The sequence below is a fragment of the Saccharothrix sp. NRRL B-16348 genome, assembly GCF_001280085.1.
In the GTDB taxonomy this organism is placed as follows: domain Bacteria; phylum Actinomycetota; class Actinomycetes; order Mycobacteriales; family Pseudonocardiaceae; genus Actinosynnema.
The window spans coordinates 65,371-90,910 of the sequence record NZ_LGED01000169.1; the positions used below are offsets into that span (position 1 = coordinate 65,371).

Consider the following 25,540-nt stretch of genomic DNA (forward strand, 5'->3'; position numbering starts at 1 on the left):
TTCCGACGAGGTCTACAGCTCCGGGTGGATGCAGCGGTAGGTGTGCCGCCCGGGCCCGCCCGCGTCGACGAGCGCGGGCAGTTCGGCCGCGCACTCCTCGGTCGCCTTCCAGCACCGGGTGCGGAAGTTGCAGCCGCTCGGCGGCGCGGTCGCGGACGGGACGGGGCCGGTGAGCACGATCGGCTCCACGGCGTGCAGCAGGCTCGGCGTGGCCGAGAACAACGCGCGCATGTACGGGTGGTGCGCGGCCTGGGGCACGGCCGCCGCCGGCGCCTCTTCCACGATCCGGCCCAGGTACATGGTGACGATCCGGTCGCTCATCTTCTTGACCGTCTGGATGTCGTGCGAGATGAACACCATCGCCAGGCCGAGCCGTTCGCGCAGGTCGACGAGCAGGTTGAGGATCTGCGCGCGCACCGACACGTCCAGCGCCGACGTCGGCTCGTCGGCCACCAGCAGCGCGGGCCGCAGCGCCAGCGCGCGGGCGATCGCGACCCGTTGGCGCTGCCCGCCGGACAGCTGCCCCGGCACCGCGTCCGCGACGCTCTCCGGCAGTCCGACCAGCGACATCAGCTCGCGCACGCGGTCCGCGCGTTGCGCCGGCGTGCCCTCGCGGTGCACGTCGAGCGGGTCGCGGATGATCCTGGCGACGGCCAGCCTGCGGTTCAGCGCCGTGGCCGGGTCCTGGAAGATCATGCCGACGTGCCTGCCGAAGCCGGCCGCGCCCAGCTCCTCCAGCGGCTCGCCACGGAACCGCACCGTTCCCCGGGTCGGGCGTTGCAGGCCGACCATCACCTTGGCCAGGGTCGACTTGCCGCACCCGGACTCGCCCACCACGCCGACGGTCTCACCGGCGTCCAGCGCGAGGTCCGCGTCGGTCAGCGCGTAGACGTTGTCGTGGCCGAACAGGCGTGCCGACCGGATGCGGTGCACGACGTGGACGCCGTCGAGTTCAAGCAGGCTCATGGGCCTTCACCTCCGTGGGGCGCTCGGCGGGGAAGTGGCAGGCGATGAGGTGGTTGACGTTGTCGCCCACCCGGACCGGCGGCTCGCGGTGGCAGATCGCGCGGGCCGCCGGGCACCGGCCCGAGAACCGGCACCCCGGCGCGAAGTCGGCGGGGGAGGGCACCACGCCCTTGATCTGGGTCAGCGTCTCCCGGTTCTCCTCCAGCGAGAGCACCGCGGACAGCAGGCCGCGGGTGTAGTGGTGCCGCGGCTCGCCGACGATCTGCGCGATCGCGCCCATCTCGGCGACCTGCCCGCCGTACATCACCACCACCCGGTCGGCCACCTCGGACACCAGCGCCAGGTCGTGCGACACCAGGATGAGCGCGAAGCCCAGCTCCTCCTGCAGCCGCAGCAGCAGCTTGACGATCTGCGCCTGCACGGTGACGTCCAGCGCCGTGGTCGGCTCGTCGGCGACGATCAGCTTCGGGCTGCGGGACAACGCCATCGCGATCAGCACCCGCTGGCGCTGCCCGCCGGACAGCTCGTGCGGGTAGGCGCGCAGGGTCCGCTGCGGGTCGAGGTTGACCAGCTCCAGCAGCTCCTCGGGCGTGCGGGTGCCGCCGCGCCGGACGAACTGCTTGAGCTGCGCGCGGATCGTCATCGCCGGGTTGAGCGAGCTCAACGCGTCCTGGTAGATCATCGCCAGGTCGTGGCCCAGGTAGCGGCGCCGCTGCCGCGGCTTGAGCGCGAGCAGGTCCTGGCCCGCGAACCGGATCCGCCCCGACACGCGGGCGGTGTCCGGCAGCAACCCCATGATCGACAACGAGGTCAGCGACTTGCCGCAGCCGGACTCCCCGATCAGGCCGAGCACCTCGCCCGACCGCACGGTGAACGACACGTCGTCCACCACGTTCACGCCGTCGTGCCGGTCCTTGAACGAGATCGCCAGGTGCTCCACGTCCAGCACCGACTCCCGGCCCGACAGGTCGCGGGCCTGCCGGCCGAGCCGTTCACCGGCCTCCCGCAGCCCCGCGATCGGCAGCACGGGCTCGGTGCTCTCCTCCGCCGCCACGACCGCGCCCTCGGTCAGGGCGACCGCCTTCGCCGCCTGACCGGCCTTCGCCCGGCGCGCGGACGGCGTGGCCCACGCGTCGGAGATGCCCTCGGACAGCACGTTCAGCGCCAGCACCGTGACGAGGATCAGCAGGCCGGGGAACAGCGTCGCCCACCAGCCGCCGGTCAGCACCAGCTCCTTGCCGTTGGCCAGCACCGAGCCCCACGACGGGTCGGGCTGCTGGATGCCCGCGCCGATGAACGACAGCGACGCCTCGAACACGATCGCGTCGGCCACCATCACCGTGCAGAACACCAGCACCGGCGCCGCGCAGTTCACCGCCACGTGCTTGGCCAGGATGTACGGCCGCCGCGCGCCGATGATCCGTTCGGCGGCGACGTAGTCCTCGCTGTACTGCGCCATCACGTTCGCCCGCACCACGCGGGCGACCGACGGCATGTAGAGGAAGCCGATCGCGAGGATCAGCACCCCGATGCCCCGCCCGAACACGGCCACCAGCACCGCCGCGAGCGCGATGCCCGGGAACGCCATGATCACGTCCAGCACGCGCATGGTCGTCTCGTCCAGCCGACGGCGCGAGGTCGCCGCGAACGCGCCGATCAGCGCGCCCGCCACGAGCGCCAGCGCGGTCGCGCCGAGGCCGATGGCGAGCGACCACCGGGTGCCGTAGACCAGGCGGGAGAAGATGTCGCGGCCGGAGGAGTCGGTGCCGAACCAGTGCGCGCCGCTCGGACCCTCGACGCTCGCGTCGGTCAGGTACAGGTCGTGCTGCGTGATGAGCGGGGCCAGCGCGGCCAGCACCGCGAGCAGCACCAGCACCGACAGCGCGAGCCACGACGGCACGTTGAGCCGGCTGAACCGGATACCCGGCCGGCTCAGCCGGTCGGTCAGGCCGCGGCGCATCACGAGTGGCTCCGCAGGCGCGGGTCCGCCATCAGGTAGAGGATGTCGACGATCAGGTTGACCAGCACGAAGCCGACCGCGATGGTGATCACGAAGCCCTGCACCTTCGAGCTGTCGCCGTCGTTGACGGCCTGGATCATGTTCTGCCCCATGCCCGGCAGCGCGAACATCGTCTCGATGACCACCGCGCCGCCGAGCAGGTAGCCGAGCCGCAGGCCGAGCACGGTCAGCGGCGTGACCAGGGCGTTGCGCAGCACGTTGCGCCCCACCACGACCACCGGCGGCAGCCCGCCGCCCCGCGCCGTGCGCACGTAGTCCTTGTCCAACTCCTCCACCATCGACGTGCGGATGATGCGGGTCAGCTGGGCCGCCACCGGCAGCGCCAGCGACACCGCGGGCAGCGTCATCGAGTTCAGCCACCCGGTGAACGAGTCGTTCATGCTGACGTACCCGCTGGTGGGGAACAGGCCCTCGCCGACGGCGAGCCACTGCACGAGCAGCAGCGCGATCCAGAACGCGGGCGCCGCCACGCCGGCCAGCGACACGATCCGGATCACCTGGTCGGGCCAGCGGTCCCGGAAGATCGCCGACGCGACACCGAGCGGCAGCGACACGACGATGCCGATCACGAGCCCCATCAGGGTCAGCTGGACGGTGAGCGGCAGCGCCGTGGTGATAATGTCGGCCACCGGCTGCTTGGTGATCACGCTCGTGCCGAAGTCGCCCTGCGCCAGCTGCCAGACGAACCGCGCGTACTGCACGGGCAACGGGTCGAGCAGGCCGTTCTCCCGCCGGAACCGGTCCAGCTGCTCGTCGGTGGCGTTGGCGCCGTCGAACGCCGCCAGCGCCGGGTCCGTCGGCGAGAACCGCATCACGATGAAGACGAACAGGGTGACGCCGAGGAGCAGCGGCACCAGGGCGAGGACGCGGCCGAGCAGCATCCGCAGGACGATCAAGCGACGCCTCCCGTCAGACGACCGGCTTGGCCTGGTTGAGGTTGATCCCGGGGTAGCCCTGCGCACGCACGCCCGTCAGCACCTTCGGATCCCACGCGGTGCCGTTCTGGGTGAACACGATCGGGTACACGACCGCCTGGTCGGACAGCATGTCCAGGGCCTGCTTGGTCAACCCGTCGCGCTCGGCCTCGTCGGTCACCGCGGCGGCCCGGTCGAGCAGGCCCAGCAGCGCCTGCGCGTCGGGGCCGGTCCACCGGGCGTACTTCGGCGCGACGCCCGCGCCCGCGTAGTAGTAGCGGATGAGCAGGTCCGGGTCGTTGCCGAACTGCTCGGCGTTCTGCGTGGTCGTGACGACCTGGAAGTCGAAGCCGCTGTCGAGCTTGGAGAACAGCGCCTTGGTGTCCTGCGAGTCCACTGTGGTGGTGACGCCGATGGCGTCCCAGCCTTCTTTGATCACGTTGACGCAGTCCGCCACCAGCGTGGTGTTCGTCGTGGACAGCGTGACCTTCAGGTCCGTGACGCCGGCCTGGCGCAACAGGTCCCGCGCCTTGTCGGGGTTGTAGGCGAAGTCGTTGGCGGCGGGCTGCGACGCCTCCATCGCGGGGTTGATGAACGAGGTGCCGGGCGTGCCCTTGCCCTTCAGCCCGACCTCGATCATCTTCTCGCTGTCGATCGCGTAGTGCAGCGCCTGGCGCACCAGCTTGTTGTCGAACGGCGCGTGCGCGGTGTTGAACATCAGCCACAGGTTGTTGCCGCCGTCGGCGAACTCGACCGTGCGGCCGTCCTTCTGGAGCTGTTCGGCGTTGGCCGCCGGGATGTTCTCCACGATCTGCGCGGCGGGCTTCGCGCCGGAGATCTTCGCGACCCGAGGCGAGGCCTCCACGATCGAGTTCCACAGCATCTTCCGGTAGACGGCCGGTCGCGGTCCGTTGTAGTCGGCGAACCGCTCGAACCGGGTGTGCGACAGCGGCGCCTGCTCGACCACCTTGTACGGGCCCGAGCCGACCACCTTGCCCGTCACCGCGTCCTGCCACTTGCCGTCGAAGACGTGCTTGGGCACGATCTTGACGGTCTGGAGCCGTTGCAGCACATAGGGGAACGGGTTGGACAGGACGAACTCGACCGTGCGGTCGTCGACCTTCCTGACCTCCTTGAGCCAGCTCGCCAGGAACGTGCGGACGAGGACGTTCTCCGTCGGGTCGAGCGCCCTGGCGTAGGTGAACACCACGTCGTCGGCGGTGACGGGTTGGCCGTCGTGCCACTTCGCGCCGTCGCGCAGCTCGAAGGTGAAGCCGGTGCCGGTGACGTCGGCGGGCAACTCCTTGGCCAGCCCCGCGTACGGCTTGCGGCTGACCGGGTCACCTTCCACAAGGGACTCGTAGCAGTGCAGGATCGCGGCCATCGAGAAGGCCGACGCCGTCTGCAACGGGTCCCAGGTCTGGTTGTTGCCGTAGCCGATCACCGCGGTGATCTCGTCGGCGGAGTTACCGGTGGAATTGGTCGAGGCGGGCCCGCCGCACGCGGCGAGCGTGGACGAGAAGGCGGCGGCGGCACCGGCGAGGCCGGTGAAGCGCAACATGTCCCGCCGACTGAATGACTGACCGGATCCGGGCCGAGTCTTGGACACCGGGCCTCCTGACTGTGCGTACCTCACCCAGGACGAGTCGACCACCCCGTAGGACATGGGACGTCCTATGACCTGCAAAACCATAGGGTGAGATCGCGAAGAGGTCAAGAGCCGCGGAAGTGCCTCTGAAACACCGTCGTCACGGGCCGGACACGGCCACGACCAGCCCGTCCGACCGCCGGGGCGAACGGTCGGTCAGCCCGACAGCGACCAGGTCGACCAACCGGCGGAGGCGACGTGCCTGCTCGTCCGAAGAGGACGGTTCGAGGGCTGTCCCGGTGGCCGCTTCGACCAACTCGGCCACCAGCCGCTCGCCCACCGCCCGGAACACCTCTTCCTTGTTCTTGAAGTGCTGGTAGACGGCCGGTCGCGACATCCGGGCCGGCTACCGGGCGGCGGCGGTCCGCGTCACGGGCACCGCCTCGAACACGTGCGGCGACTCGGCGACGGCGGCGCGGTAGACGTCCTCGTACCGGGCGCTCATCAGGTCGACGTCGAACCGGCGGACCGCCTCGGCCCGGCACCGGTCGGCCGACAGCTGATCGACCCGGCGCAGCGCGGCGACCAGCGACGCGTGGTCGTCGCACACGAAGCCGGTCTCGCCGTGCGCGACCACCTCCGGCACGGAGCCGCGGCGGCTGGCGACCACAGGCGTGCCGCACGCCATCGCCTCCACCATCACCAGCCCGAACGGCTCGTCCCAGCGGATCGGGAACAGCAGGCACCGGGCCGCCGTCAGCAGTTCCAGCTTCACCACGCGGTCCACCTCGCCCAGCCACTCGACGCCCGGGCCGAGCAACGGCGCGATCTCGCGTCGGAAGTACTCCCGCTCCTCTGGCTCCCGGCACTTGGCCGCGATGCGCAGCGGGAGACCGGCCTCCGCGGCGGCGGCGATCGCCTCGGGGATCCCCTTGCTCGGCGTGGCCCGCCCGAGGAACAGCGCGAAGTCCTGCTTGTCCCGTCGGAACGGGAAGGCCGCGACGTCGATGCCGTTGTGCACGGTGCCCACCCAGTCGAGGTCCGGTGCGAGCCGGCGCTGCGCGTTCGAGACGGCCACGAGGTGCACGCTGCCGTTCAGGCCCCGGTAGTAGCGACCCATGTCCCCGGTCACGGGCGCGTGCGCGGTGACCACGGTGGGCACGGACCGGCCGCGCGCCAGCAGCGGGCCGGCGAGGCTGTGGTCGTGCACGACGTCCACGCGGAGGTCGGAGAGGATGGCGGGCAGCGCGGCGGCGTGCACCACCTCCGGGATGCCCTGCCCCATCCGGTCGGACTGCGGGTGGTCGCAGGTCGCCCGGAAGTCGGCGGCCGTGCCGTTGCGGCCGACGCCGACGAGGACGACGTGGTTGCCGCGGGCGACCAACCGGCTCGCCAGGTCGGCGCACATCGACTCGGTGCCGCCGTAGGCCGCCGGCGGCAGCTCGAACCAGGGCGGGGCGATCATCGCGACGCGCAGCGGTTTCACCGGGCTCGCCCCCCGTCCAGGTCGGGGTGCAGGCCGACTGGCTCGTGGATCACCTCGACGTCGTCGGGCAGGCCGGTCACCCGGACGTCGGCGCCGTTGACCTCCATCGTGACCCGCGCGCCGAGCATCGGCACGCCGTCGAGGGCCAGCGGCTCGAACGGCTCGGGCAGCACGGGCGCGATCCACACCTTGCGGTGCGGCGCGTACGGCTCCACCCGCAGCAGCACGCGCAGCAGGTGCAACGGCGTGGCCGACGCCCACGCCTGCGGCGAGCACGACGTCGGGTACGGGATCGGGTCCGGATACTCGGTGCGGTCGAACCCGCACAGCAGCTCGGGCAGCCTGCCGCCGAACGCGTCGGCCGCGTCCAGGACGGCGGTGGCGACCCGTTGCGCGGCCTCCACGAAGCCGTACCGCATGAGCCCGTGCGCGATCAGGGCGTTGTCGTGCGGCCACACCGATCCGTTGTGGTAGCTCATCGGGTTGTACGCGCCCATGCCGGAGGCGAGGGTCCGCACGCCCCACCCGGTGAACATCTCGGGCGAGAGCAGCGCCTCGGCGACCTGCCCGGCCTTGTCCTCGTCCACGATGCCGCTCCACAGGCAGTGGCCGATGTTGGAGGTCAGGGCGTCGACGGGGCGCTTCTCGCCGTCCAGGGCGATGGCGTAGTAGCCGCGGTCGGGCAACCAGAAGCGCTCGTTGAACCGCGCCTTGAGCTCGTGGGCGCGGGCCCGCCAGTGCCGCGCGCCGTCCGGGTCGCCGAAGTCCTCGCACATGCACGACCGGGAGAGGTAGGCGGTGTAGACGTACCCCTGGACCTCGCACAACGCGATCGGGCCGCGCGCGATCCGCCCGTCGGCGAAGTTCACCCCGTCCCACGAGTCCTTCCACCCCTGGTTGACCAGCCCGCGCTCGGTCGCGCGCTGGTACTCCACGAACCCGTCGCCGTCCCGGTCGCCGTGCTGCTCGATCCACTCCAGCGCGCGGTCGGCGTGCGGGATCATCGCCTCGACCTGGGCACGGTCGATGCCCCAGCGGGACAACTCGCCCAGCAGCACCACGAACAGCGGAGTGGCGTCCGCGGTGCCGTAGTAGACGTTGCGGCCGCCCAGGGCCAGCGACGCGTCCGCGCCGAACCGCATCTCGTGCAGGATGCGGCCCGGTTCCTCCTCGCTGTTCGGCTCGACGCGCGTGCCCTGGTGGTGGGCCAGGGTCCGGACCGTGCCGAGCGCGAGGTTGGGGTCGATGGGCAGCGACATCAGCGCGGCCAGGATCGAGTCGCGGCCGAACAGCGTCATGAACCAGGGCGCGCCGGCGGCGACCGCGATGTCCGACGGCCGATCCGGGTCGAAGATCCGCAGCGCGCCCAGGTCCTGCCTGCTGCGCTGCAGCGTCGCGGCCAACGACGGCTGGCCCGTGTACCTCAGGACGGGCACGGCCTCGCGCCACCGGCGGGCGCGCAGCACCGGGACGGACTCGTCGATCGGGCGTTCACGCGGGAACATCGTGTCGGTGGTCAGGCCGTCCACGACGGGCTGCACGGTCACGCACGTCGACCACTCGCCCTTGGGCGGGATGACCGCGCGGAAGGTCAGGGTGGACGGTGAGTAGTCGGCGCCGTCGGCGTGCACCCGCACGCCCCGGCTCTCGCCGTCCAGCCGCCGGGTCAGGCGCAGCTCCTCGGGCTCGACGTCGCAGTGGTGCCCACCGCGTTCGCGGACCCGGCCCTCCTTGACCTCGAACAGGTCGGCGAAGTCGGCCGCCACGTGCACCGAGACGACGTGCGCGACGGTCTCCCGGCCGAAGTTGCGCAGCGTGATGTCCTCGCGCATGCCCGCGCCCACGTACCGCTCGCGCCGCACGAGCAGGGTGCTCTCGGCGTCGTGGGCGTGCGACCGGCCGCGGCCGACGAACGTCATCCGGAACGGGTCGCGGGTGAGCGTGGTGATGTGCTCGACGGTCGAGCCGTCCACCCGCAACGCCCAGCCGGACACGATCCGGGTGTCCTGGAAGAACACGCCCTGGGCGGCGGCGCCGTCCACGTTGCCGTCACTGCCGCAGACGCAGAACGACGTGCCGTGGACGAGCGTCACGGTGTCGGGTGACAACGCGACGGGCTCGCCGTCGTAGGCCCAACCACCCTCGGTCATCGTCGGCCTCCTCCGCCGGGTGTTTCTTCCCGCTGACCGGGTCCACCACGGGTGCCACCCCTCGGGTCCGGCAAACAACACCCATCCCACCGGGGGACGCGGCCGGCCAAGACCCGCATGACGGTCCTGCCGAGGGGTAGCCCCCGGCCATGCGCGCGCTCACGCTCGACCCCACGACGGCGAACTCGTTGCAGGTCACCGAGGTGCCCGAGCCCGAGCCGAAGCCGGGTGAACTGCTGGTCGAAGGGCTGGCCGTCGGCGTCTGCGGCACGGACAAGGAGATCGCCCGCGCCGAGTACGGCTGGGCGCCACCGGGCCGCGACCGGTTGGTGCTCGGCCACGAATCGCTCGGCCGGGTGATGACCGCGCCTCCGGAGAGTGATTTCACGACCGGTGACCTGGTGGTGGGCGTCGTCCGACGACCCGATCCGGCGCCGTGCGGCGCGTGCGCGCACGGCGAGTTCGACAACTGCCGCAACGGCGACTACACCGAGCGCGGCATCAAGGAGCTGGACGGGTACGCGGCCGAGCGGTGGTGCGTCGAGTCCGACTACGCGGTCGCGCTGGACCCGCGCTTGGCGCACGTCGGCGTGCTCATGGAGCCCACTTCGGTGGTCGCGAAGGCGTGGGAGCAGGTCCGTCGCGTGGGGGAGAGGGCGTGGTACGAGCCGAACCGCGCGCTCGTGACGGGCGCCGGGCCGATCGGGCTGCTGGCCGCGATGATCGGTGTGCAGCAGGGGTTGGACGTGCACGTGCTCGACGTGGTCGAGGAAGGCCCGAAACCGCGGCTGGTGCGGCGGATCGGCGCGACCTACCACCACGGCGACGCCGAGGAGGTCGCCGCCCGGCTGCGGCCCGACGTGGTGATCGAGGCGACCGGCGTCGGCAGCGTGGTCGTCTCCGCCGTGCGCAACACCGCGTCGTACGGCGTGGTGTGCCTGACCGGCATCTCGTCGGGCGGCCACGCGGTCGCCGTGGACGTCGCGGGCGCGAACCGGGTGATGGTGCTGGAGAACGACGTCGTGGTCGGCTCGGTCAACGCCAACCTGCGCCACTACCGCCAGGCGGCCGACGCGCTGGCGAAGGCCGACCTGGACTGGCTGGACGGCCTGATCAGCCGCCGCGTGCCGCTGGCGGCGTTCGCCGACGCGTTCACCGCCGAGCCCGACGACGTCAAGGTGGTCATCGCGCTCTGAACGCCGTCGCGCACCGGATCGGCACGGCCGGTGGACCCACCGATGCGGGCGTGATCACGAGCACGCATGCTGTGGGCATGGCTGTTGACCCGCGTGGCGCCGACCTGAAGCGACTGCTGGCCGAGGACCCCGGCGGGCCGGTGGTCATGCTCAACCTGCTGCGGTTCGCCGAGGGCGGGGTGGCGTCGTACGAGGAGTACGCGCGGCACCTGCGCGAGACGTTCCTGCCCCGGTACGGCGCGGAGATCCTCTACGCCGGCACGGGCTCCACCGTGCTGGCCGCCGAGGACGGGCAGAGCTGGGACGCGGTCGTGGTCGTCCGCTACCCCGACCGCGCCGCGTTCAGCCGCATGGTCGCCGACCCCGAGTACCAGCAGGTCACGCGCCTGCGCACGCGAGCGCTGACCGAGGCGGTGCTCCAGGCCACGATCCCGTGGGCCTGAGCGTTCAGGAGCCGCTCGCGCTGGGCAGCATCGGCGGACAGCCGGTGCTCGCGTGCGCCGGGTCGTACTCGAAGTGCCACTCCTCGTTGAGGTAGCGGCGGCACCAGCCGAGCGCGGGCCCGTGCCGTTCGACCCAGGCGGCCGACTCGAGCGGCTGCACGTCCACCGCGATCCCGGTGACGTGCATCGACTTCTCCGGCGGCAGGACATACCGCGCGGCCAGTTCCGCCGTGCCGAACCGCCGCACGGCGTCCTCGAACTCCCGCCGCTGCTGGCCGACGCTCCGCTTGCCGTCGTTGAGGCACAGCCCCACCCCTTGGCCTTGGGTGGCGGCCCGCAGCCGGTGCCACGCCTCCAGCACGTCCGGCCGCAGGCCGTCGGGCAGCTCGTCGACGTAACGCCCGTCCAACGGGCAGACCTGCCCGGTCTCCGGCCCCGGGACCTCTTCGACGATCGCCACCGGCCGTCCCGTGACGGGGTGGTGTACCAGGACCACCCGGCCGGTCACGCCCAGCGCGCCCACCGAGGCCACGGCCAGTGCCAGCGCCAGCAGCACGCCGATCAGGGTGCGCCGCATCACGTCAGCGCCTCCACGGCGTACGCGGCGGCCTCGGCGAGCAGCGCCTGGTCGTACCCGTCGTCCGCGGCGGCCTTGCTCGACATGATCGAGATCAGCAGCGGCGCGGCGTTCGGCGGCCACACCACGGCGATGTCGTTGACCGTGCCGTAGTCGCCGGTGCCGGTCTTGTCGGCCACGGTCCACCCCTGCGGCACGCCCGCCCGGACGCGTTGCGTTCCTGCCTTGGTGGCGTTGCGTTCGAGCAGGTCGCGGAGGAAGGCGCGCTTGTCGGGTTCGAGGGCGTCGCCGAGCACGATCTCCCGGTAGTCGACGCCGATCGCGCGGGGCGAGGTCGTGTCGCGGGGGTCGCCGGGGACGGCGGTGGTGAGGTCCGGCTCGACCCGGTCCGACCGGGTGACGGTGTCGCCGAGGCCGCGCACGTAGGCGGTCAGCCCGGCCGGGCCGCCGAGGTCGCGCAGCAGCAGGTTGCCCGCCGTGCCGTCGCTGTGGCGGACCGCCGCGTCGCAGACCTGGCGGACGGTCATGCCGGTGGCCACGTGCTGCCGGGTGATGGCGGAACTCGCCATCAGGTCCCGCTCGGTGTACGTGACGACGGTGTCCAGGTGGGACAGCGGGTGGCGGTGTAGGACCGCGGCCGCCGCCAGGCCCTTGAACGTCGAGCAGAACGCGAACCGCTCGTCCGCCCGGTACGCGAGGGTCGTCCCGGTGCCCGTGGCGACGGCGTACACGCCCAGTCGCGCGTCGAACTTGCGCTCCAACTCGATCAGGTGATCGTGCGGCACGGTGGCGGGCGTGGGCGTCGCGCTGGACGTGCCGACCGGCGTGGAGGACGGCGTGGAGGACGGCGCGGGCGCCGACGCCGGGTCCGGTGCGCAGCCGGCCAACGGGAGCAGCGCGGCCGCACCCAGGAACGCGCGGCGGCTGGTGGTGCGGTGCGGCGGTGTCACGCCGACGAGCTTCACAGCCGACCGCGGATGCTGTCCAAGACAGGAACGCGGCCATCGATGCCGATCTGGCATAGTCGCGGCCTGTGGACGTGGTCGAGGCGTGCAAGGCGTTCGTGGCGGTGAGCGGGCACGGCAGCTTCACGGTCGGCGCCGCCGCGGCGCGGATACCGCAGTCCGTGGCCAGCAGGCGCGTCGCGGCGCTGGAGAAGCACTTCGGGGCCAGGCTGTTCGCCCGCACGTCGCGGAGCGTGACGCTGACGCCGTTCGGTCGGGAGATGCTGCCGTCGGCGCGGCGGCTCGTCGACCTCGCCGAGGCGATGGAGCACGACGCCGAGCGCGCCAAGCTGCGCCCCTTCCGGCTGGCCGTGCCGGAGGTGTGCGCGCCGAGACCGCTGGCCCGGCTCGTCGCCGACGCCCGCCGCCACGACCTCAACCTGGACCCGCGACCGGCCGGCCCGGCCGAACGCGTGGAGCTGGCCCGCACCCTGGACGTTCGGGCCGCGCTGGTCGCCGTGCCACCGGACGAGGGCGCCTGGCGGGTGCCGCTCGGCCTCGCCGGTCACGCCGACCCGGGCGCCACCTCGGCGGTCTACGTGGAGACCCTGCGGGCCGGCCGGGCCGAGCGGACCACCCGCCGGCGGCGGATCTGGCTCCAGCCGGAGGACGACGTGCCGCACGTCCGCGACCGCCTCACGCGCCTGCGCGACGCCGTGGGCCTGCAACCGGCCCAAGTGGTCGTGGCGGCCTCGCTGGTCGCGGCCACCGCCGACGTGCTCGGCTCCACCGACCTCCTGCTCTGCCCACCGGGCCAGGCCGACGACCTCGGCCTGCACTGGCGGCCGATCGGCGAGCTGGACCTGGCCCGCGGCTACGACGTCACGGCCGGGCTGCGCGAGGACGTCCAGCGGATCCGCGACCTGCCGCCCGCCGCGATCGGGCAGTGCCTCGGCAGCCCGGTCGGAGGGGCGTGACGATGGGGACGACCAAGGTGCTGCGCGACGCGCGGGAAGCGCTGGACGACGCCGGTCTGCGCGGCTCGTTCCTGGTGCGCGACCTCGACACCGGCGACGAACTCGGCCTCGACGCCGACGTGGAGTACCCGGTCGCGTCGCTGGTGAAGGTGCCGCTCGCGGTCGCCACGCTGGAACGCGTCGACCGGGGCGAGCTGGACGCCGCCACCCCGGTCCTGGTGCCGCCGGCCCGGGTGGCCGCACGGGGACCGATCGGGCTGCCCAAGTTCCGCCACCCCGCCACGATCGCCATCGACGACCTGCTCTACCTGAGCGTCGCGATCAGCGACAGCACCGCCGCCGACGCCCTGTTCGCGCTGACCCCGCCCGCCGCGGTCGCCGCCGAGCTGCGCAGGCTCGGCCACGACGGCATCGCCGTCCGCCACCTCATGCGCGACCTGGTCGACACGCCCGCCGAGCGGTTCACCCCGGCGGAGGGCCACCTCGCCCACTCGCTGGCCATCGCGGCGGCGACCGAGGGGCGCGGGCACCCGGTGACGCAGCTGGACATCAGCCGCGCGAACGCCGGTTCCGCCCGCGCGTTCGTCGACCTCCTCCAGGGCGTGTGGCGGCCGACGACGATCCGGCCCGCGGTCGCCGAACGGGTCCGGGAACTGATGGGGGACAACGCGTTGCGCCACCGGCTCGCGCCCGACTTCAGCTCCGACGCGTCGCGGTGGTCGTCCAAGACCGGCACGCTGCTCAACCTCCGGCACGAGGTCGGGGTGGTCGAGCACGCCGACGGCCAGGTGTTCGCCGTCGCCGCGCTCACCGAGTCGCGCGTGCCCGCCGTGGTGCAGCCGGGCGCGGAAGCGTTGATGGCGCACGTCGCCCGCACCCTCCGCGACGAGCTGCGGGCGTGGTGAGTCAGCGGAAGTCGCGCGCGGACGGCACGAGCGCGGCGGCGGCCGGCGCGGCGAAGCAGACCACCGCGCACACCGCGAGGACGACGCCCGCGCCGAACCCGTCGACCGCCGGCGCGATCAGCGCCAGGCCCACCGGCGCCAGGCCGTAGGACAGCAGGAAGTCCAAGGACGACACCCTGGCCAGCAGCGAGGGCTCGACCTCGCGTTGCGTGGCGGTGAACCAGGGCACGTTGAACAGCTCGATCCCCGCACCCGCCACCACGTACGCGGCGACGACGACCACGGCGTGCACCGGCAGCAGCAGGCTCAGCGGCACGAACCCGTAGCACGCCAACCCCGCCAACGCGGTCCAGCCCTGCGCCCGGGAACCCCGCCGCGCGGCGACGACCGCGCCGGCCAACGCGCCCACCGTGTACGCGGTCATGGCGGCGGCGAGCACCGCACCCGTGCCGTAGCGGTCGCGACTCACCAACGGCAGCACGACGCCCGTCGCGGAGTACCCCGTGGCGATCACCGCGGTCAACGCGCCCAGACCCGCCACGAACCACGGGTGCCGCCGCGCCTCGCGGATACCGTCGACGAACTCCGCGAGGAAGCGCTTGCGGGCCACCGGGACGACGACGCCGCCCGCGGGCGGGATCAGCGCCGCGCTCAGCCACAGCACCGCCGTCGCGACGATCAGCGCCGGCGTGTCGACCACCAGCGCCAGCAACGCCGTCAGGCTCGGCGCGACCAACGTCGTGACGCGTACCGCCAACGTCATCGCCGCGTTCGCCTGCCGCCGCCGGTCCTCGGCCACGACTTCCGCCGTGAGCGCCTGGAAAGCCGGGCGGCACGCGCCCTGCCCCGCGCCGACCACGGCCGCCGCCACGGCCATCACCACCACCGAACGCCCCAACCCGACCGCGATCAACGGCGAGGCGAGCCCGGCGACCAGCCCCGCCGACACCACCACCCGCCGCCGGGGGTGCCGATCGGCCAGCACGCCCGCGAGCGGGACCGCGACCAGGAACCCGGCGGTCCGGGCGGCCAGCACGATCCCCAGCTCGACCCCGGTCATCGACCGCTCCAGCACCGCGAACCCGAGCACGAACGGCAGCGCCCAGGTCGCCAACCCGGACGCGGTGGCCCCGATCCACAACCGCACGAACGCCGCGTCGCGCAACAGCGTCCCGCCGGGACGGACGTCGGCGCGCACGGACGGTCAGCCGACCTCGGTGGCGCCGGACCGGCCGGTCGCCCGCAGGAGGTCGTCGCGCGCCCGCGCGACCCGGGACCGGATCGTGCCGACCGGGCAGCCCGCGATCTCGGCGGCCTCCGCGTAGGACAGTCCCAGCACCTGGGTGAGCACCAAGGCCTCGCGGCGGTCCGGGTCCAGCGCGTCCAGCAGCATGTTCAGCTCGACGGCGTCCTCGAAGCCGGACTCGACCGGACGCCGGTCCGCCTCGCGCTCCCAGTCCGCGCCGGGCGACAGCCGCGGCCGTGACCGCGCCATCCGGACCTGGTCGATCACCACCCGGCGGGCGATCGACAGCAGCCAGGTGCGTGCCGACGAACGCCCGGCGAACCGGCGCAGGCTCACCAGGGCACGCGCGTAGGTCTCCTGGGCGAGGTCGTCGGCCACGCCGACATCGGCGAGGTGGGCGATGAACCGCCACACGTCCCGCTGCGTGGCCCGCACGAACCGCTCCAGCGCGTCCCGGTCGCCGGCACGGGCCCGCAACGCCCAGCGCGTCACCTCGTCGTCGGGGTTGGTCACGTTGGGGGAGGTCACGACTCCGAATCGTAACCACAGACGGTCGGGAACTCGTGCGCCGAATGGAGCGACTACTGGGACGTGGACTGCCGAACCAGCCGTGAAGTGTTGTCGGCGCGCCTCGACGGCGAAGCCGAGCCGGTGCCCGCCGCCGAGGTGGACGCGCACGTCGAGCAGTGCCCGGACTGCTCGACGTGGCTGGTCCGGGCGCAGGCGCTGACCAGGACGATCCGGGTGCGCCCGGCGCAGCCCGCGCCGGACCTGGTCGCCGCCGTCCTGGCGGACGCGCCGCCACGCCACATCGCCCTGGCGCCACGCCTGGCGCTGGCCGCGGTCGCGATCGTCCAGCTGTGGCTGGCGTTGGCCCAACTGCTCGCCGGCGCCACGTCGTCGCCCGCGCACGGCATCACCGGGCACCTGTTCAACGAGGGCGCGGCGTGGAACCTGGCGCTGGGCATCGGACTCCTGGTCGCCGCCGTGCACGCGCACCGCGCCGCCGGGCTGTTGCCCACGCTCGGCGGTTTCGTCGCCGTGCTCGGCGCGTTCTCCGTGCACGACCTGCTCACCGGCGCGGCGACGGCGGCACGCGTGCTGACCCACGTGCCGCTCCTGGCCGGCCTGGTGCTGCTGTGCCTGGTCCACCGCGCGCACCGGAACCTGCCGACGCCCGGCACCCCGGCCCAGCACGACCACGACGAGCACGACGGTTCGGGCGAGTCGGACGACCACCGGCCGACGCGGGCGGAGAAGCGGGGTCGGGGCGGGCTGCGGCCGACGGCTCACCGGCGTGCCGCCTGATCCGGTCGTCACGACACGACCGGCGTGATCGCGCCCGCGGCGGCCAGCGCACGGTGCAGGGCGAGTTCGGCGGTCGGGCCCTCGGCGAGCACGATCCCGGTGCACGAGCGCTGGTCGGTCAGGTGCTCGACCACGTCACCGGGACTCGCGGTCGGGTACCACTCGGGCGAGCCGGGCAGGCCCGCCACCCGGTCGAGCCCCGACCAGCCACTCAGGACACCCGCCCGCGCGGGGTAGGCCAGCACGAACGCCACCCCGGTGCCGGGCTTCACCGGCGCGGTGAGCAACGCCGGTTCCGCCGCCAGCGCCATCGAGACCATCGCGTCGTAGACGTTCGTGTCCAGCGACCGGCACAGCGCCTCGCCGACGAGCGCGCCGCCGATCCGCGCGTTGACCTCGACCACCTCGGGTCCGTCGGCGGTCAGCACGAACTCGGTGTGCGCGAACCCGCGCTCGTGCCCGGCGACGGCCAGCACCCGTGCGATCCACCGGCCGAGCTCGGCGAGGTCGGCGGCGGGGAACGCGACCGGGAACGCGGCGGCTTCCTCCCGCCTCACGGGTTCGGGGGACAGTTGGCGGCTGAGCACGCCCAGCAGCCGCGTGCGGCCGGCCCACGTGACGGTCTCGGCGCTGTAGAGCGGCCCGGCGAAGTACGGTTCGGCGATCAGCCTGCCCTTCAGCGGGGTCCGCTCGGCTTCGCGCAGCGCGTCGTCCAGTTCGGTGCGGGTGCGGACCAGCCACACCGCGCGCGACGACGTGCCCGCGGAATCCTTGACCACCAACGGGAAATCGTCGGCCGTCGTGGGGTCGACCGGCCCGCCCCGGCTCAGCCCGTGCTCGTGCAGCAACGCCCGGACCGCGCCCTTGTCCCGCAGCACGCGCACCGCGTCGACCGACGGCCCCGGCAGCCCCAGCCGCCGCGCCAGTTCCGCGCCGGGCACGGCCCACGTGTCGGTGGAGCTGATCAGCCCCGCCAGGTCCGGCATCGCGCGCAGGGCCGCCTCGCACGCCGTGACGTCCGTGGTGTCGATGTCGATGACACGCACGCGGTCCGGGCCGAGAGTGGCCAGCTCGTGGGTGTAGATCGACCGATCGCCGGTGAGCAGGCACAGGTCGTGGCCCGCGTCCTCGGCGGCGTCGGCGAGCCGCCCGAGGCCGAAGGTGAGGGTTTCCAGCAGCACGATGGTCACGGCACGGGGTCCTTCCGGCGTTCCTGCGCGGGCACGAGCGCCCTGCGCGCCCAGTCCATCGCGGCCCACGGTGGCGACAGGTCGTCGAGCGAGGCGATCTCCACCGGCGTCAGCAGCGCCGGGTCCAAGGCTTCGCGGTGGCGGGCGAACACGCGGGCCGCGTACCGGTGGCCGGTGTCCGCGCCGATCACGACGTGCGTGCGACCGGGATCGCGGTCGGCTTCCCAGCGGGCGGCGAGGTGCGCGGCGCCCGTGGACAGGCCCGCGAACACGGCGTGGTCGCGCATCAAGCCGATGGTGGCGGCCATGGCGTGCTGGAAGTCCAGCCAGTGCACGCGGTCGTACAGCTCGTGGTGGACGTTGCCGAACGGGATGGCGCTGCCGATGCCCGCGATGATGGCGTCGGGATCGGTGAACCGCTCGCTGCCGAACGTGACGCTGCCGAACGGCTGCACGCCGACCAGCCGTGCGCCGGGGTCGTGCCGCCGCAGCGCCCGGGTCAGCCCGCCGCTGGACGCGCCGGTGCCGACGCTGCCCACCACCGTGAGCGGCTCGCCGGGCAGCGCGCGCCGCAGGAGGTCGGCCAGCTCGGCGTACCCCAGGTGGTGGACGGGATCGTGGTACTGCCGCATCCAGTGCAGGTCCGGGTCGCGGGCCAGCAGCTCGCGCACCCGTGCCACCCGGCGGTTCTGGTCCAGCCGCAGGTCGTCCGACGGCGGCATCTGGTCCACGGTGACGCCCAGGATCTCCAGCTGGGCGCGGATCGTGTCGTCGACGGTGGTCGAGGCGACGATGTGGCAGCGCAGCCCGTGCCGGTGGCAGGCCATCGCCAGCGCCAGCGCGTAGATGCCGCTGGAGCTGTCGACCAACGTCTGTCCTCTGTGGACCACTCCGGTGTCGAGGAGGTGCCGGACCGCGCCCAGCGCGGCGTACACCTTCAGGGTCTCGAACCGGACCAGCACGGTGTTGGGGGACAAGCGGACGAGCGAGGGCGTCTTCACCGCGTCGGTGATGTGGTCGTGCACCGGTGAGCCGAGGTGGTCGGGCACTGCCCTCACCGTCCGATCGAACGCGGGTAGGTGGCCAAGTCGGCTCCCGGGCGTAGAGGTCGTCGGCACGTGGCGATCGGCTCGGCGGAGACTTCGGGACGCTCAGGCGCGCCAGACCGTGCCCCGGCGTTCGTACTCCAGCACGGTCTCCGTGCGCTGGGCGAGCTTCGCGCCCAGGAACCGTTCGACCAGCCACAGCGCCACGTCCAGCCCGGAGGTGATGCCGCCGCCCGTGATCAGGTCGCCGTCGTCCACCACGCGGGCGTTGACGACGGTGGCGCCCTGCGCGGCCAGCTCGGCTTTCGCCCCGGTGTGCGTGGTGGCGTTGCGGCCCTTGGTCAACCCCGCGGCGGACAACACCATCGTGCCGGTGCAGATGCCGGCCCGCAGCACGTCCGCGGCGGCCAGGCGGCGCAGGAAGCCCTGGTCGGCGGCGAGCCGGTTGACCCCCGGCCCGGTCTTGTCGGTGTACCCGCCGCCGGGCACCACCAGCACGTCCGCCTTCTCCGGCGCCCAACCTTCGGCCACCTGGACCTTGGTGCCGTACGTGCAGGTGACCGTGCCAGGCCGGTGGGGGGTGACCAAGGTGGTCGTCAACGCCCCGCCGCTCATCCGCCCGGCGAGCCCCAACACCTCCACCGGTGCGACGAAGTCCTGCTCCTCCACCCCGTCGAACACCAGCACCTGCACCCGAAGCGGCGCGGACGCGGTGGCCACGCCACCCGACGTGGCTCCCACTGCTCCCATCGTGCCGACGGACAGTGCCGACGCGCGCAAGAACGTCCGACGTTCCACGGTGACCTCCCCAGTTCACGGTTCACCACAGTGGTCGGTCGAGACCCCCGTTCGGTTCCGGGCGTTCGGCGGTTACCGCGTGGCGGCGCGGACGAGTGCCGCGATGGACATCGACCGGGACTGCTGGGGCCAGGCGATCGAGAGGGTCGCGGGCGGCGCGTCCGGCACGTCGAGGTACGCGATCCCCGGTCGCGGGTAGCGGGTGATGACGGAGTCGGGCAGCAGGGTGACGAGCTCGCCGAGTTCGACCAGCTTCAGCAGCTGGGGCAGGTCGCGGACGTCGTGCCGGGCCACGATCCCGTCGAGGTAGCGGTGGAGCTGGTCGAGCCGCGTCGCGTCGTCGATGGGCAGCCCGAGTTCGGCGAGGGTGGCGTGGCCGCGTGCCGCGAGAGGATGGCCGGTCGGCACGGCGGCGACGTGCCGCTCGACGGTCACGGTCTCGGCGTCGAGACCCGTGCGGTCGAACGGCTCGTAGACCAGGGCGGCGTCGGCTTCGCCCTGGCGCAGGAGCTTCGGCTGCTCGCCCCACCGGCACAGGCGGACCGCGATCGGGAGGGACGCCGCCGGGTCGGCCGCGTACCCGGCCAGGACCGTCTCCAGCAGCCCCGCGTCGCTGTCGGCCTTGACCGCCAGGACGAGCTTCGGCTCCGCGGCGCGTTGCGCTCGCCTGCCGGCCGCCTGCAGCGCGTCCAGGGCGGTCCGGGCCTGGTCGAGGAGCACGGCGCCGGCGGGGGTCAGCGCGACGCTGTGGGTGGTCCGCTCGAACAGCGTGACGCCCAGCTCCGCTTCCAGCTTGCGGATCGTGCGGGACAGGGGAGGGGACGAGATGCCCAGCCGCTCGGCCGCGCGGGCGAAGTTGAGCTCCTCGGCGACGGCGACGAAGTAACGCAGGGGGCGTGACTCCACGCGCACCACCTCCGATCGGTATGTCCCTGAGGGTAACAACCCGGTGTTCGCCGATCCTTCCGACCCGGCGGCGCCGCGGGCAGGGTGAACGCATGATCATTGTCAGTGGTGCCAACGGAAAGCTCGGTCGCGCGGTGGTGGAACGGCTCCTGGACCGGGTCGGGCCCGACCGGATCGGCGTGTGCGTCCGCGACCCGGAGCAGGCTGGGGCGCTGGCGGAGCGCGGCATCCGGGTCAGGCAGGGCGATTTCGCGGACGGGGCGAGCTTGGCGCACGCCTTCGAGGACGCGTCACGGGTGCTGGTCGTGTCGGTGGACTCCCACGGCGAGACGGCGTTGCGCCTGCACGAGACGGCGATCGCCGCGGCCGGGAAGGCCGGCGCCGAGCGCGTCGTCTACACCAGCCACATGGGCTCGAACCCGTTGTCCGCGTTCGCGCCGATGGTCGACCACGCCGCCACGGAGGCGGCGTTGCGCGACTCGGGGGTCGCCTTCACGTCGCTGCGCAACGGCTTCTACGCTTCGACGACGCCCATGCTGCTCGCCGCCGCGCTGGAGACGGGCGAACTGGCCGCGCCGGAGGACGGTCCGGTGTCGTGGACGTCCCACGCCGACTTGGCCGAGGCGGCGGCGATCGCGTTGACCGAGGACGTCTTCGACGGCGTGACACCGCCTCTCACCGGTCCGGCGGCGCTCGACCTGAGGGACGTCGCGGCGATCGCGTCGGAGGTGACGGGCCGGTCGATCCGCCGGGTCGTCGTGTCGGACGACGACTACCGCGCCGGGCTCGTCGCCCACGGCCTGCCCGAGCACGTGGCGGACTTGCTCCTGGGGATGTTCGCGGCGAGTCGCCAGGGCGAGTTCGCGCAGTTCGACCCCGCGTTGGCCGGCCTGATCGGGCGGCCGACCGTGCCGCTGCGCGACGTCCTGGAAGCCCGACCGACCACCGCCGTGGTTCCCTAAGCTCTATAGCTTCAGTGTTCATCGAAGCTTGTGGTCACCCGGCCGGCTGGGCGGTGAGCAGGTCGCCGAGGTCGATGCGGGTGAGGAATTCACGGCGGACGCGGTCGGCGACGTCGGAGACCTCTTCGGAACCGTCGTCCGCCGGGTCGATGTGCACCCGGAAGGGGCGTTCGCCGCGGGGGAGGGCGACGATCCGGGCGATCTCGTCGGCGACGAGTGAGGCGTCGGCGCCTGCGGGCGCGAGGGCGGCGAGCTTGCCGGCGACCTGCTCCACCAGCCCGGCGTACCTCGTCTCGTACTCGGTCTCCACGGCGGTGTCGGCGGGGCGGCCGGAGTGGGCGAAGTGGTTGGTGCCCGAGGTGAACGAGCCGGGCACGACGATCGACGTCTCGACGCCCCAGCGGGCGAGCTCGCCCGCGTAGCTGACCGCGAGCGAGTCCATGCCCGCCTTCGCCGCGAAGTACGGCGCGAGGTAGGGCGGCGTGCCGCCCTTGACGCTGGAGCTGGACACCCAGACCACCAGGCCTTGGCCGCGGCGGCGCATCCCGGGCAGGGCGGCGCGGTTGACCCGCTGGGTGCTCAGCACGTTCACGTCGTACAGCTCGGCCAGCTGTTCGGGGGTGAACGCCTCGGCCGGCCCGGTGACCATGTGGCCCGCGTTGTGGACGAGGACGTCGATGCGGCCGTGCTCGGCCTCGATCCGGGTGACGGCCGCGTCGACGGACTCCTGCGAGTTCACGTCGAGTTCGATCGCGCGCAGGTCGACGCCGTGCTGCCGCGCGTAGTCGGCGGCGGCTCGGACCTGGGGCGCGTTGCGGCCGGTGGTCTCGCGCATCCCGGCGTAGACGGTGTTGCCGGTGTCGGCGAGGGAACGGGCGGTGAGCGCCCCGAAGCCGCTGGACGCGCCGGTGATGACGATGACGTTGCTCATGGTGGGTTCTTCCTGTGTCGATGGGGCGGGGGTGGTGTCCGGCTCAGGCAAGGCCGCCGTTGGCGAAGAGCACCTGGCCGTTGATCCAGCGGGCGGGGCCGGCGAGGAAGGAGACGGCGTCGGCGATGTCCTCGGGCTGCCCGAGCCGTTCGAGCGGGGTGGCCTTGGCGAAGTTGGCGATGACGGCGTCGTCCTTGCCCTGCAGGAACAACGGGGTCGCGGTGGGGCCGGGCGCGACCGCGTTGACGGTGATGTCCTTGCCGCGCAGCTCGCGGGCGAGGATCAGGGTGATGCCCTCGACGGCGGCCTTGCTCGCGACGTACGCGCCGTAGGTCGGGAGTTGGGTGCGGGTCACCGAGGTGGAGAAGTTGACGATCGCGCCACCCCGGCGGACGCGGCGGGCGGCCTGCTGCGAGACGACGAACGTGCCGCGGACGTTGGTGCGGTGCATGCGGTCCAGGTCGTCCAGGTCCAGCTCGGCGATCGGCGCCAGGACCATGACCCCGGCGGTGTTCACGACCACGTCGACGCCGCCGAACGCGTCCTCCACGGCGTCGAACGCGGCGCTCATGTCGTGCTCGTCGGCGACATCCCCGCCGACCGCGATCGCCTGCCCGCCGTCGGCGGTGATGGCGGCGACGATCGCGTCGGCCCGGTCCTTGTTGCCGGCGTAGTGCACGGCCACGGCGAAGCCGTCGGCGACGAGGCGCTCGGCGACAGCGCGCCCGATCCCCCCGCTGCCGCCGGTGACGAGAGCCACCCGGGTAGCGGTGGTGGGAGTGGCGGCGGTGTTCTCGGTCATGAGATGTCCTTTCAGTCGCATGAGGTGCGAAGGCCGGCGCGCGGGGCGAGATGCGCGGGGCGATGGTTCCGGGTCCGGTGCGTCGGGATGCGCGTCGGTGGGTGCGGCGGGGTTTCGAACGAGTGCCGCGGCTGTTTTTGGCCGTGCGGGATCGCCAGAGGTCGGGCGTGGGCACGCGGCCGTGCGAGCGGCCATGTGGTGTGGGTGGAGGGCGGCCGCGTGGGTGTGGTGGGGGAGTTGGGGGTGTGGTGGCGTTATGGGTTGGTGCGGGTCGCCAGGTGGGTCAGCCATTCGGTGAGGAGCGCGAACTCCGCCGGGCTGAACGACTCCGGCCGGTCCGAGCGCAGCAGCGCGCCGAGAGTGGTCGCGGCTTGGGCCACGGTCGGTGGCGTGGTGGTGAGGTCCGCGCCGGGTTCCGGGGTCAGGATGCCGGGCAGCACGATGTCCCTCACCCGCACCGACAGCTCGGGGTCGCGGTCCGCCTCAGGTCGGTTGAGCAGGGCCAGGGCGACGCCGGTGTTGGCGGCCATCACGATGTCGGCGGCGCGGTCCGGTTGGACGGCGAGGCGTCCGGCCTGGGCGACCCGTTCGAGTACGCCGCGCAGCAGTTCCCGCGCGTCGCGGACCGCTTGCGGCGGGGTCGTCAGCCGGGGCGTGTACATCAGGCGGTACACGTTGGGGTGGTCGAGGGCGAACCGGGTGTGCCCGTCCCAGCCGCGCCGGAGGTCGGCCACGGGGTCGGCGGTCGGTACCGCCGCGCGCTTGGCCTCGAGGTACTCCGCGAACCCGTGATCGACGACGGCGGCGAGCAGGCTGTCCTTGTCGCCGAAGAGCCGGTAGATCACCGGCTGCTGCACCCCCGCCTTCTCCCCGACGCCGCGCGTGGAGATGTCGCCGTTCGGCGAGGTCTCCAGCAGCTCGGTGGCCGCCGCCAGGATCGCTGATCTGTTGTCCATGTTAGCAACGATAACATGCTATGGGATCGGTGCCAACACTTTCTTGTTAGCGCCGATACGGCCAGGTCGGACAGGCGCTAACGGGACGCGTGGTCGAGCCAGCTCCGCAGCGCCCACCAGTGGCGCAGGGTGCCCAGGACGGTCGACGGGTCGTCCGCGCCGCTGTCGTCCCACGGCGTGCCGGTGATCTCGGCGAGCCGGTCGAGCCGGTACCGGACGGTGTTGGGGTGCACGTGCAGCGCGGCGGCGGCGTGGCCGAGGCGTTGGCCGTGGTCGAGGTAGACCAGGGCGGTGGAGACCAGCTCGCGGTGGAAGTCGTCGTCGTGGTCGAGGCAGGCGAGCGTGCCGCGCAGCAGGTCGGCGAGCACCGGTTGCGCGGCCAGCGCCACCTCGCCCGCCAGGTCGGTGAGGTCGTGCACGCCGCGCAGCCCCGCCCGACCGGCGATCCGCAGCGCCGCCACGCACAACGGGTGGACGTCGCGCATGACCGCGAGCCCCGTCGCGGGCGCCACCACCAGCAGCACGTCCGGCCCGAGGTCGGTCGGCTGCCGGACGGACAACCCGGTCAGCCGCCCCTCCACCAGCCCGTAGACGCCGCCACCACCCAGCAGCCGCTGTTCCAACGCCCGCGCCTCGCCCGGCAGGGTCACGTCGGAGACCAGGCAGTGGTACCGCCCGTCGGACGACAGGCCCGCGCGCCGCAGCTCCGCGGGTTCCGGCGGCGTGCCGTCGCCGTCCACGAGCAGCCGTCGCAGCAGGTGCGTGTTCGCGTCCCGGTTCGTGCGGGACAGTTCGAGTTCGGCCGTGTGGTAGCCGTTGATGACGTGCCGCTCCAACGCCCCGGTGTAGCGGTCGAGGTCGACGAGCCCTTCCAGGAGCACTTCGTCGGGCACGCCCGCCGCCCGGCTCCGGGCGATCGCGATGTTCATCGCCCTGGTGCGGCCCGCCTGGACGCCGCGCAGCAGGCCGTCGATGGAGATGCCCTGCGCCGCGCGGTCCGCGCCCAGCGCCTCGGCGGCCTCGAAGTCCTGCGCCTCCGGCTCGTCGGACCGCTCGAGGAAGTCGAGCCCGGTGGCCAGCAGCACCGCGACGTGCCGGCGGTTCTCCGCTTCCGGCAGCCGCGCCACCTCCGGGGACTGGCCGCGGGCGGCCCGGACCAGCTCCTCCACGACACCGCGATCGGTCGCCATGCCCCTGAGCACCTGCCCGAGGAGCACCTGTCCGGGCAG

At 73.0% G+C, this 25,540-nt stretch carries 25 protein-coding genes; 6 read left to right on the forward strand and 19 right to left on the reverse strand.

Annotation, left to right across the window (positions count from 1 at the left end):
* Positions 1-12 precede the first annotated feature (12 nt).
* The 7 genes from ADK67_RS16435 to ADK67_RS16465 all read right to left on the reverse strand — a co-directional run bounded on the left by ADK67_RS16435 (position 13) and on the right by ADK67_RS16465 (position 9,124).
* The gene (locus ADK67_RS16435) at positions 13-966 is read right to left on the reverse strand and encodes an oligopeptide/dipeptide ABC transporter ATP-binding protein (protein ID WP_053717305.1); all 954 of its coding nucleotides are present in this window, start codon (positions 964-966) and stop codon (positions 13-15) included.
* A complete protein-coding gene (locus ADK67_RS16440) occupies positions 953-2,926 on the reverse strand; it encodes a dipeptide/oligopeptide/nickel ABC transporter permease/ATP-binding protein (protein WP_053717342.1) in 1,974 nt (657 codons plus the stop codon). Before ADK67_RS16440 ends, ADK67_RS16435 begins: the two co-directional genes overlap by 14 nt.
* Complete coding sequence (locus ADK67_RS16445; protein ID WP_231648214.1) at positions 2,926-3,882, reverse strand: ABC transporter permease; 957 nt, start codon at positions 3,880-3,882, stop codon at positions 2,926-2,928. Before ADK67_RS16445 ends, ADK67_RS16440 begins: the two co-directional genes overlap by 1 nt.
* 13 nt (positions 3,883-3,895) lie before the next feature.
* Complete coding sequence (locus ADK67_RS16450; protein ID WP_053717306.1) at positions 3,896-5,461, reverse strand: ABC transporter substrate-binding protein; 1,566 nt, start codon at positions 5,459-5,461, stop codon at positions 3,896-3,898.
* 187 nt (positions 5,462-5,648) lie between these two features.
* Positions 5,649-5,885 (reverse strand): TetR/AcrR family transcriptional regulator, encoded by a 237-nt coding sequence (locus ADK67_RS16455; protein ID WP_053717307.1) that lies wholly within the window; start codon positions 5,883-5,885, stop codon positions 5,649-5,651.
* A 9-nt stretch (positions 5,886-5,894) separates the two neighbouring features.
* Complete coding sequence (locus tag ADK67_RS16460; protein ID WP_053717308.1) at positions 5,895-6,974, reverse strand: glycosyltransferase family 4 protein; 1,080 nt, start codon at positions 6,972-6,974, stop codon at positions 5,895-5,897.
* Positions 6,971-9,124 carry an amylo-alpha-1,6-glucosidase gene (locus ADK67_RS16465; protein ID WP_053717309.1) on the reverse strand — a complete coding sequence of 718 codons (2,154 nt, stop codon included), beginning with the start codon at positions 9,122-9,124 and terminating at the stop codon, positions 6,971-6,973. The genes ADK67_RS16460 and ADK67_RS16465 overlap by 4 nt, the downstream gene beginning before the upstream one ends.
* 149 nt (positions 9,125-9,273) lie before the next feature.
* On the opposite strand from ADK67_RS16465, the gene ADK67_RS16470 reads away from it, so the two are divergent.
* Both ADK67_RS16470 and ADK67_RS16475 read left to right on the forward strand, forming a co-directional pair.
* On the forward strand, positions 9,274-10,320 hold the full coding sequence (locus ADK67_RS16470; protein ID WP_053717310.1) for a glucose 1-dehydrogenase: 1,047 nt from the start codon (positions 9,274-9,276) through the stop codon (positions 10,318-10,320).
* A 77-nt stretch (positions 10,321-10,397) separates the two neighbouring features.
* Positions 10,398-10,763 carry a DUF1330 domain-containing protein gene (locus ADK67_RS16475; RefSeq protein ID WP_053717344.1) on the forward strand — a complete coding sequence of 122 codons (366 nt, stop codon included), beginning with the start codon at positions 10,398-10,400 and terminating at the stop codon, positions 10,761-10,763.
* A 4-nt stretch (positions 10,764-10,767) separates the two neighbouring features.
* Here the strand turns inward: ADK67_RS16475 and ADK67_RS16480 are convergent, their stop codons facing one another.
* Together ADK67_RS16480 and bla are read right to left on the reverse strand one after the other, a co-directional pair.
* On the reverse strand, positions 10,768-11,340 hold the full coding sequence (locus ADK67_RS16480; protein WP_053717311.1) for a D-alanyl-D-alanine carboxypeptidase family protein: 573 nt from the start codon (positions 11,338-11,340) through the stop codon (positions 10,768-10,770).
* Entirely contained in the window at positions 11,340-12,290 is a 951-nt protein-coding gene (bla, locus tag ADK67_RS16485) for a class A beta-lactamase (RefSeq protein WP_053717345.1), read from the reverse strand. Before bla ends, ADK67_RS16480 begins: the two co-directional genes overlap by 1 nt.
* Before the next feature lie 83 nt (positions 12,291-12,373).
* On the opposite strand from bla, the gene ADK67_RS16490 reads away from it, so the two are divergent.
* Positions 12,374-13,261 carry a LysR family transcriptional regulator gene (locus ADK67_RS16490; protein ID WP_053717312.1) on the forward strand — a complete coding sequence of 296 codons (888 nt, stop codon included), beginning with the start codon at positions 12,374-12,376 and terminating at the stop codon, positions 13,259-13,261.
* Positions 13,262-13,263: 2 nt separating this feature from the next.
* Entirely contained in the window at positions 13,264-14,166 is a 903-nt protein-coding gene (locus ADK67_RS16495) for a serine hydrolase (protein WP_053717313.1), read from the forward strand.
* 1 nt (position 14,167) lies between these two features.
* Here the strand turns inward: ADK67_RS16495 and ADK67_RS16500 are convergent, their stop codons facing one another.
* Both ADK67_RS16500 and sigC read right to left on the reverse strand, forming a co-directional pair.
* Positions 14,168-15,364: an MFS transporter gene (locus ADK67_RS16500; protein ID WP_442974152.1), complete on the reverse strand. Its 1,197-nt coding sequence runs from the start codon at positions 15,362-15,364 to the stop codon at positions 14,168-14,170.
* Between the two features lie 6 nt (positions 15,365-15,370).
* Positions 15,371-15,940 carry an RNA polymerase sigma factor SigC gene (gene sigC / locus ADK67_RS16505; RefSeq protein ID WP_442974153.1) on the reverse strand — a complete coding sequence of 190 codons (570 nt, stop codon included), beginning with the start codon at positions 15,938-15,940 and terminating at the stop codon, positions 15,371-15,373.
* Positions 15,941-16,003: 63 nt separating this feature from the next.
* Between sigC and ADK67_RS16510 the strand changes: the two genes are divergently transcribed.
* Positions 16,004-16,720 (forward strand): zf-HC2 domain-containing protein, encoded by a 717-nt coding sequence (locus tag ADK67_RS16510; RefSeq protein ID WP_082403523.1) that lies wholly within the window; start codon positions 16,004-16,006, stop codon positions 16,718-16,720.
* 8 nt (positions 16,721-16,728) lie between these two features.
* On the opposite strand, the gene ADK67_RS16515 is transcribed toward ADK67_RS16510, so the two are convergent.
* The 4 genes from ADK67_RS16515 to ADK67_RS16530 form a co-directional block, all read right to left on the reverse strand.
* Positions 16,729-17,910, reverse strand: coding sequence for an ATP-grasp domain-containing protein (locus ADK67_RS16515; RefSeq protein ID WP_053717315.1), 1,182 nt, complete (start codon positions 17,908-17,910; stop codon positions 16,729-16,731).
* Positions 17,907-18,968 (reverse strand): cysteine synthase family protein, encoded by a 1,062-nt coding sequence (locus ADK67_RS16520; RefSeq protein WP_231648215.1) that lies wholly within the window; start codon positions 18,966-18,968, stop codon positions 17,907-17,909. Before ADK67_RS16520 ends, ADK67_RS16515 begins: the two co-directional genes overlap by 4 nt.
* A gap of 93 nt (positions 18,969-19,061) precedes the next feature.
* On the reverse strand, positions 19,062-19,754 hold the full coding sequence (locus ADK67_RS16525; protein ID WP_053717317.1) for a DJ-1/PfpI family protein: 693 nt from the start codon (positions 19,752-19,754) through the stop codon (positions 19,062-19,064).
* Between the two features lie 72 nt (positions 19,755-19,826).
* Positions 19,827-20,660, reverse strand: a complete 834-nt coding sequence (locus ADK67_RS16530) for a LysR family transcriptional regulator (protein ID WP_053717318.1) — start codon at positions 20,658-20,660, stop codon at positions 19,827-19,829.
* A gap of 92 nt (positions 20,661-20,752) precedes the next feature.
* Between ADK67_RS16530 and ADK67_RS16535 the strand changes: the two genes are divergently transcribed.
* Positions 20,753-21,622, forward strand: coding sequence for an NAD(P)H-binding protein (locus ADK67_RS16535; RefSeq protein ID WP_053717319.1), 870 nt, complete (start codon positions 20,753-20,755; stop codon positions 21,620-21,622).
* A 34-nt stretch (positions 21,623-21,656) separates the two neighbouring features.
* Here the strand turns inward: ADK67_RS16535 and ADK67_RS16540 are convergent, their stop codons facing one another.
* The 4 genes from ADK67_RS16540 to ADK67_RS16555 all read right to left on the reverse strand — a co-directional run bounded on the left by ADK67_RS16540 (position 21,657) and on the right by ADK67_RS16555 (position 25,501).
* On the reverse strand, positions 21,657-22,553 hold the full coding sequence (locus ADK67_RS16540) for an SDR family oxidoreductase (RefSeq protein ID WP_053717320.1): 897 nt from the start codon (positions 22,551-22,553) through the stop codon (positions 21,657-21,659).
* A gap of 43 nt (positions 22,554-22,596) precedes the next feature.
* Positions 22,597-23,355, reverse strand: a complete 759-nt coding sequence (locus tag ADK67_RS16545) for an SDR family oxidoreductase (RefSeq protein WP_053717321.1) — start codon at positions 23,353-23,355, stop codon at positions 22,597-22,599.
* Between the two features lie 254 nt (positions 23,356-23,609).
* Positions 23,610-24,311, reverse strand: coding sequence for a TetR/AcrR family transcriptional regulator (locus ADK67_RS16550; RefSeq protein ID WP_053717322.1), 702 nt, complete (start codon positions 24,309-24,311; stop codon positions 23,610-23,612).
* 77 nt (positions 24,312-24,388) lie between these two features.
* Positions 24,389-25,501 carry a PucR family transcriptional regulator gene (locus tag ADK67_RS16555; RefSeq protein ID WP_231648216.1) on the reverse strand — a complete coding sequence of 371 codons (1,113 nt, stop codon included), beginning with the start codon at positions 25,499-25,501 and terminating at the stop codon, positions 24,389-24,391.
* Between the last annotated feature and the right edge of the window lie 39 nt (positions 25,502-25,540).

What these genes read in the sequence shown, in the direction of transcription:
- ADK67_RS16435 (WP_053717305.1), bottom strand. Translation starts at nt 966, where the DNA reads ATGAGCCTGCTTGAACTCGACGGCGTCCACGTCGTGCACCGCATCCGG.
- ADK67_RS16440 (WP_053717342.1), bottom strand. Translation starts at nt 2,926, where the DNA reads ATGCGCCGCGGCCTGACCGACCGGCTGAGCCGGCCGGGTATCCGGTTC.
- ADK67_RS16450 (WP_053717306.1), bottom strand. Translation starts at nt 5,461, where the DNA reads ATGTTGCGCTTCACCGGCCTCGCCGGTGCCGCCGCCGCCTTCTCGTCC.
- ADK67_RS16455 (WP_053717307.1), bottom strand. Translation starts at nt 5,885, where the DNA reads ATGTCGCGACCGGCCGTCTACCAGCACTTCAAGAACAAGGAAGAGGTG.
- ADK67_RS16465 (WP_053717309.1), bottom strand. Translation starts at nt 9,124, where the DNA reads ATGACCGAGGGTGGTTGGGCCTACGACGGCGAGCCCGTCGCGTTGTCA.
- ADK67_RS16470 (WP_053717310.1), top strand. Translation starts at nt 9,274, where the DNA reads ATGCGCGCGCTCACGCTCGACCCCACGACGGCGAACTCGTTGCAGGTC.
- ADK67_RS16475 (WP_053717344.1), top strand. Translation starts at nt 10,398, where the DNA reads ATGGCTGTTGACCCGCGTGGCGCCGACCTGAAGCGACTGCTGGCCGAG.
- ADK67_RS16480 (WP_053717311.1), bottom strand. Translation starts at nt 11,340, where the DNA reads ATGCGGCGCACCCTGATCGGCGTGCTGCTGGCGCTGGCACTGGCCGTG.
- ADK67_RS16495 (WP_053717313.1), top strand. Translation starts at nt 13,264, where the DNA reads ATGGGGACGACCAAGGTGCTGCGCGACGCGCGGGAAGCGCTGGACGAC.
- ADK67_RS16535 (WP_053717319.1), top strand. Translation starts at nt 20,753, where the DNA reads ATGATCATTGTCAGTGGTGCCAACGGAAAGCTCGGTCGCGCGGTGGTG.
- ADK67_RS16540 (WP_053717320.1), bottom strand. Translation starts at nt 22,553, where the DNA reads ATGAGCAACGTCATCGTCATCACCGGCGCGTCCAGCGGCTTCGGGGCG.
- ADK67_RS16545 (WP_053717321.1), bottom strand. Translation starts at nt 23,355, where the DNA reads ATGACCGAGAACACCGCCGCCACTCCCACCACCGCTACCCGGGTGGCT.
- ADK67_RS16550 (WP_053717322.1), bottom strand. Translation starts at nt 24,311, where the DNA reads ATGGACAACAGATCAGCGATCCTGGCGGCGGCCACCGAGCTGCTGGAG.
- ADK67_RS16555 (WP_231648216.1), bottom strand. Translation starts at nt 25,501, where the DNA reads ATGGCGACCGATCGCGGTGTCGTGGAGGAGCTGGTCCGGGCCGCCCGC.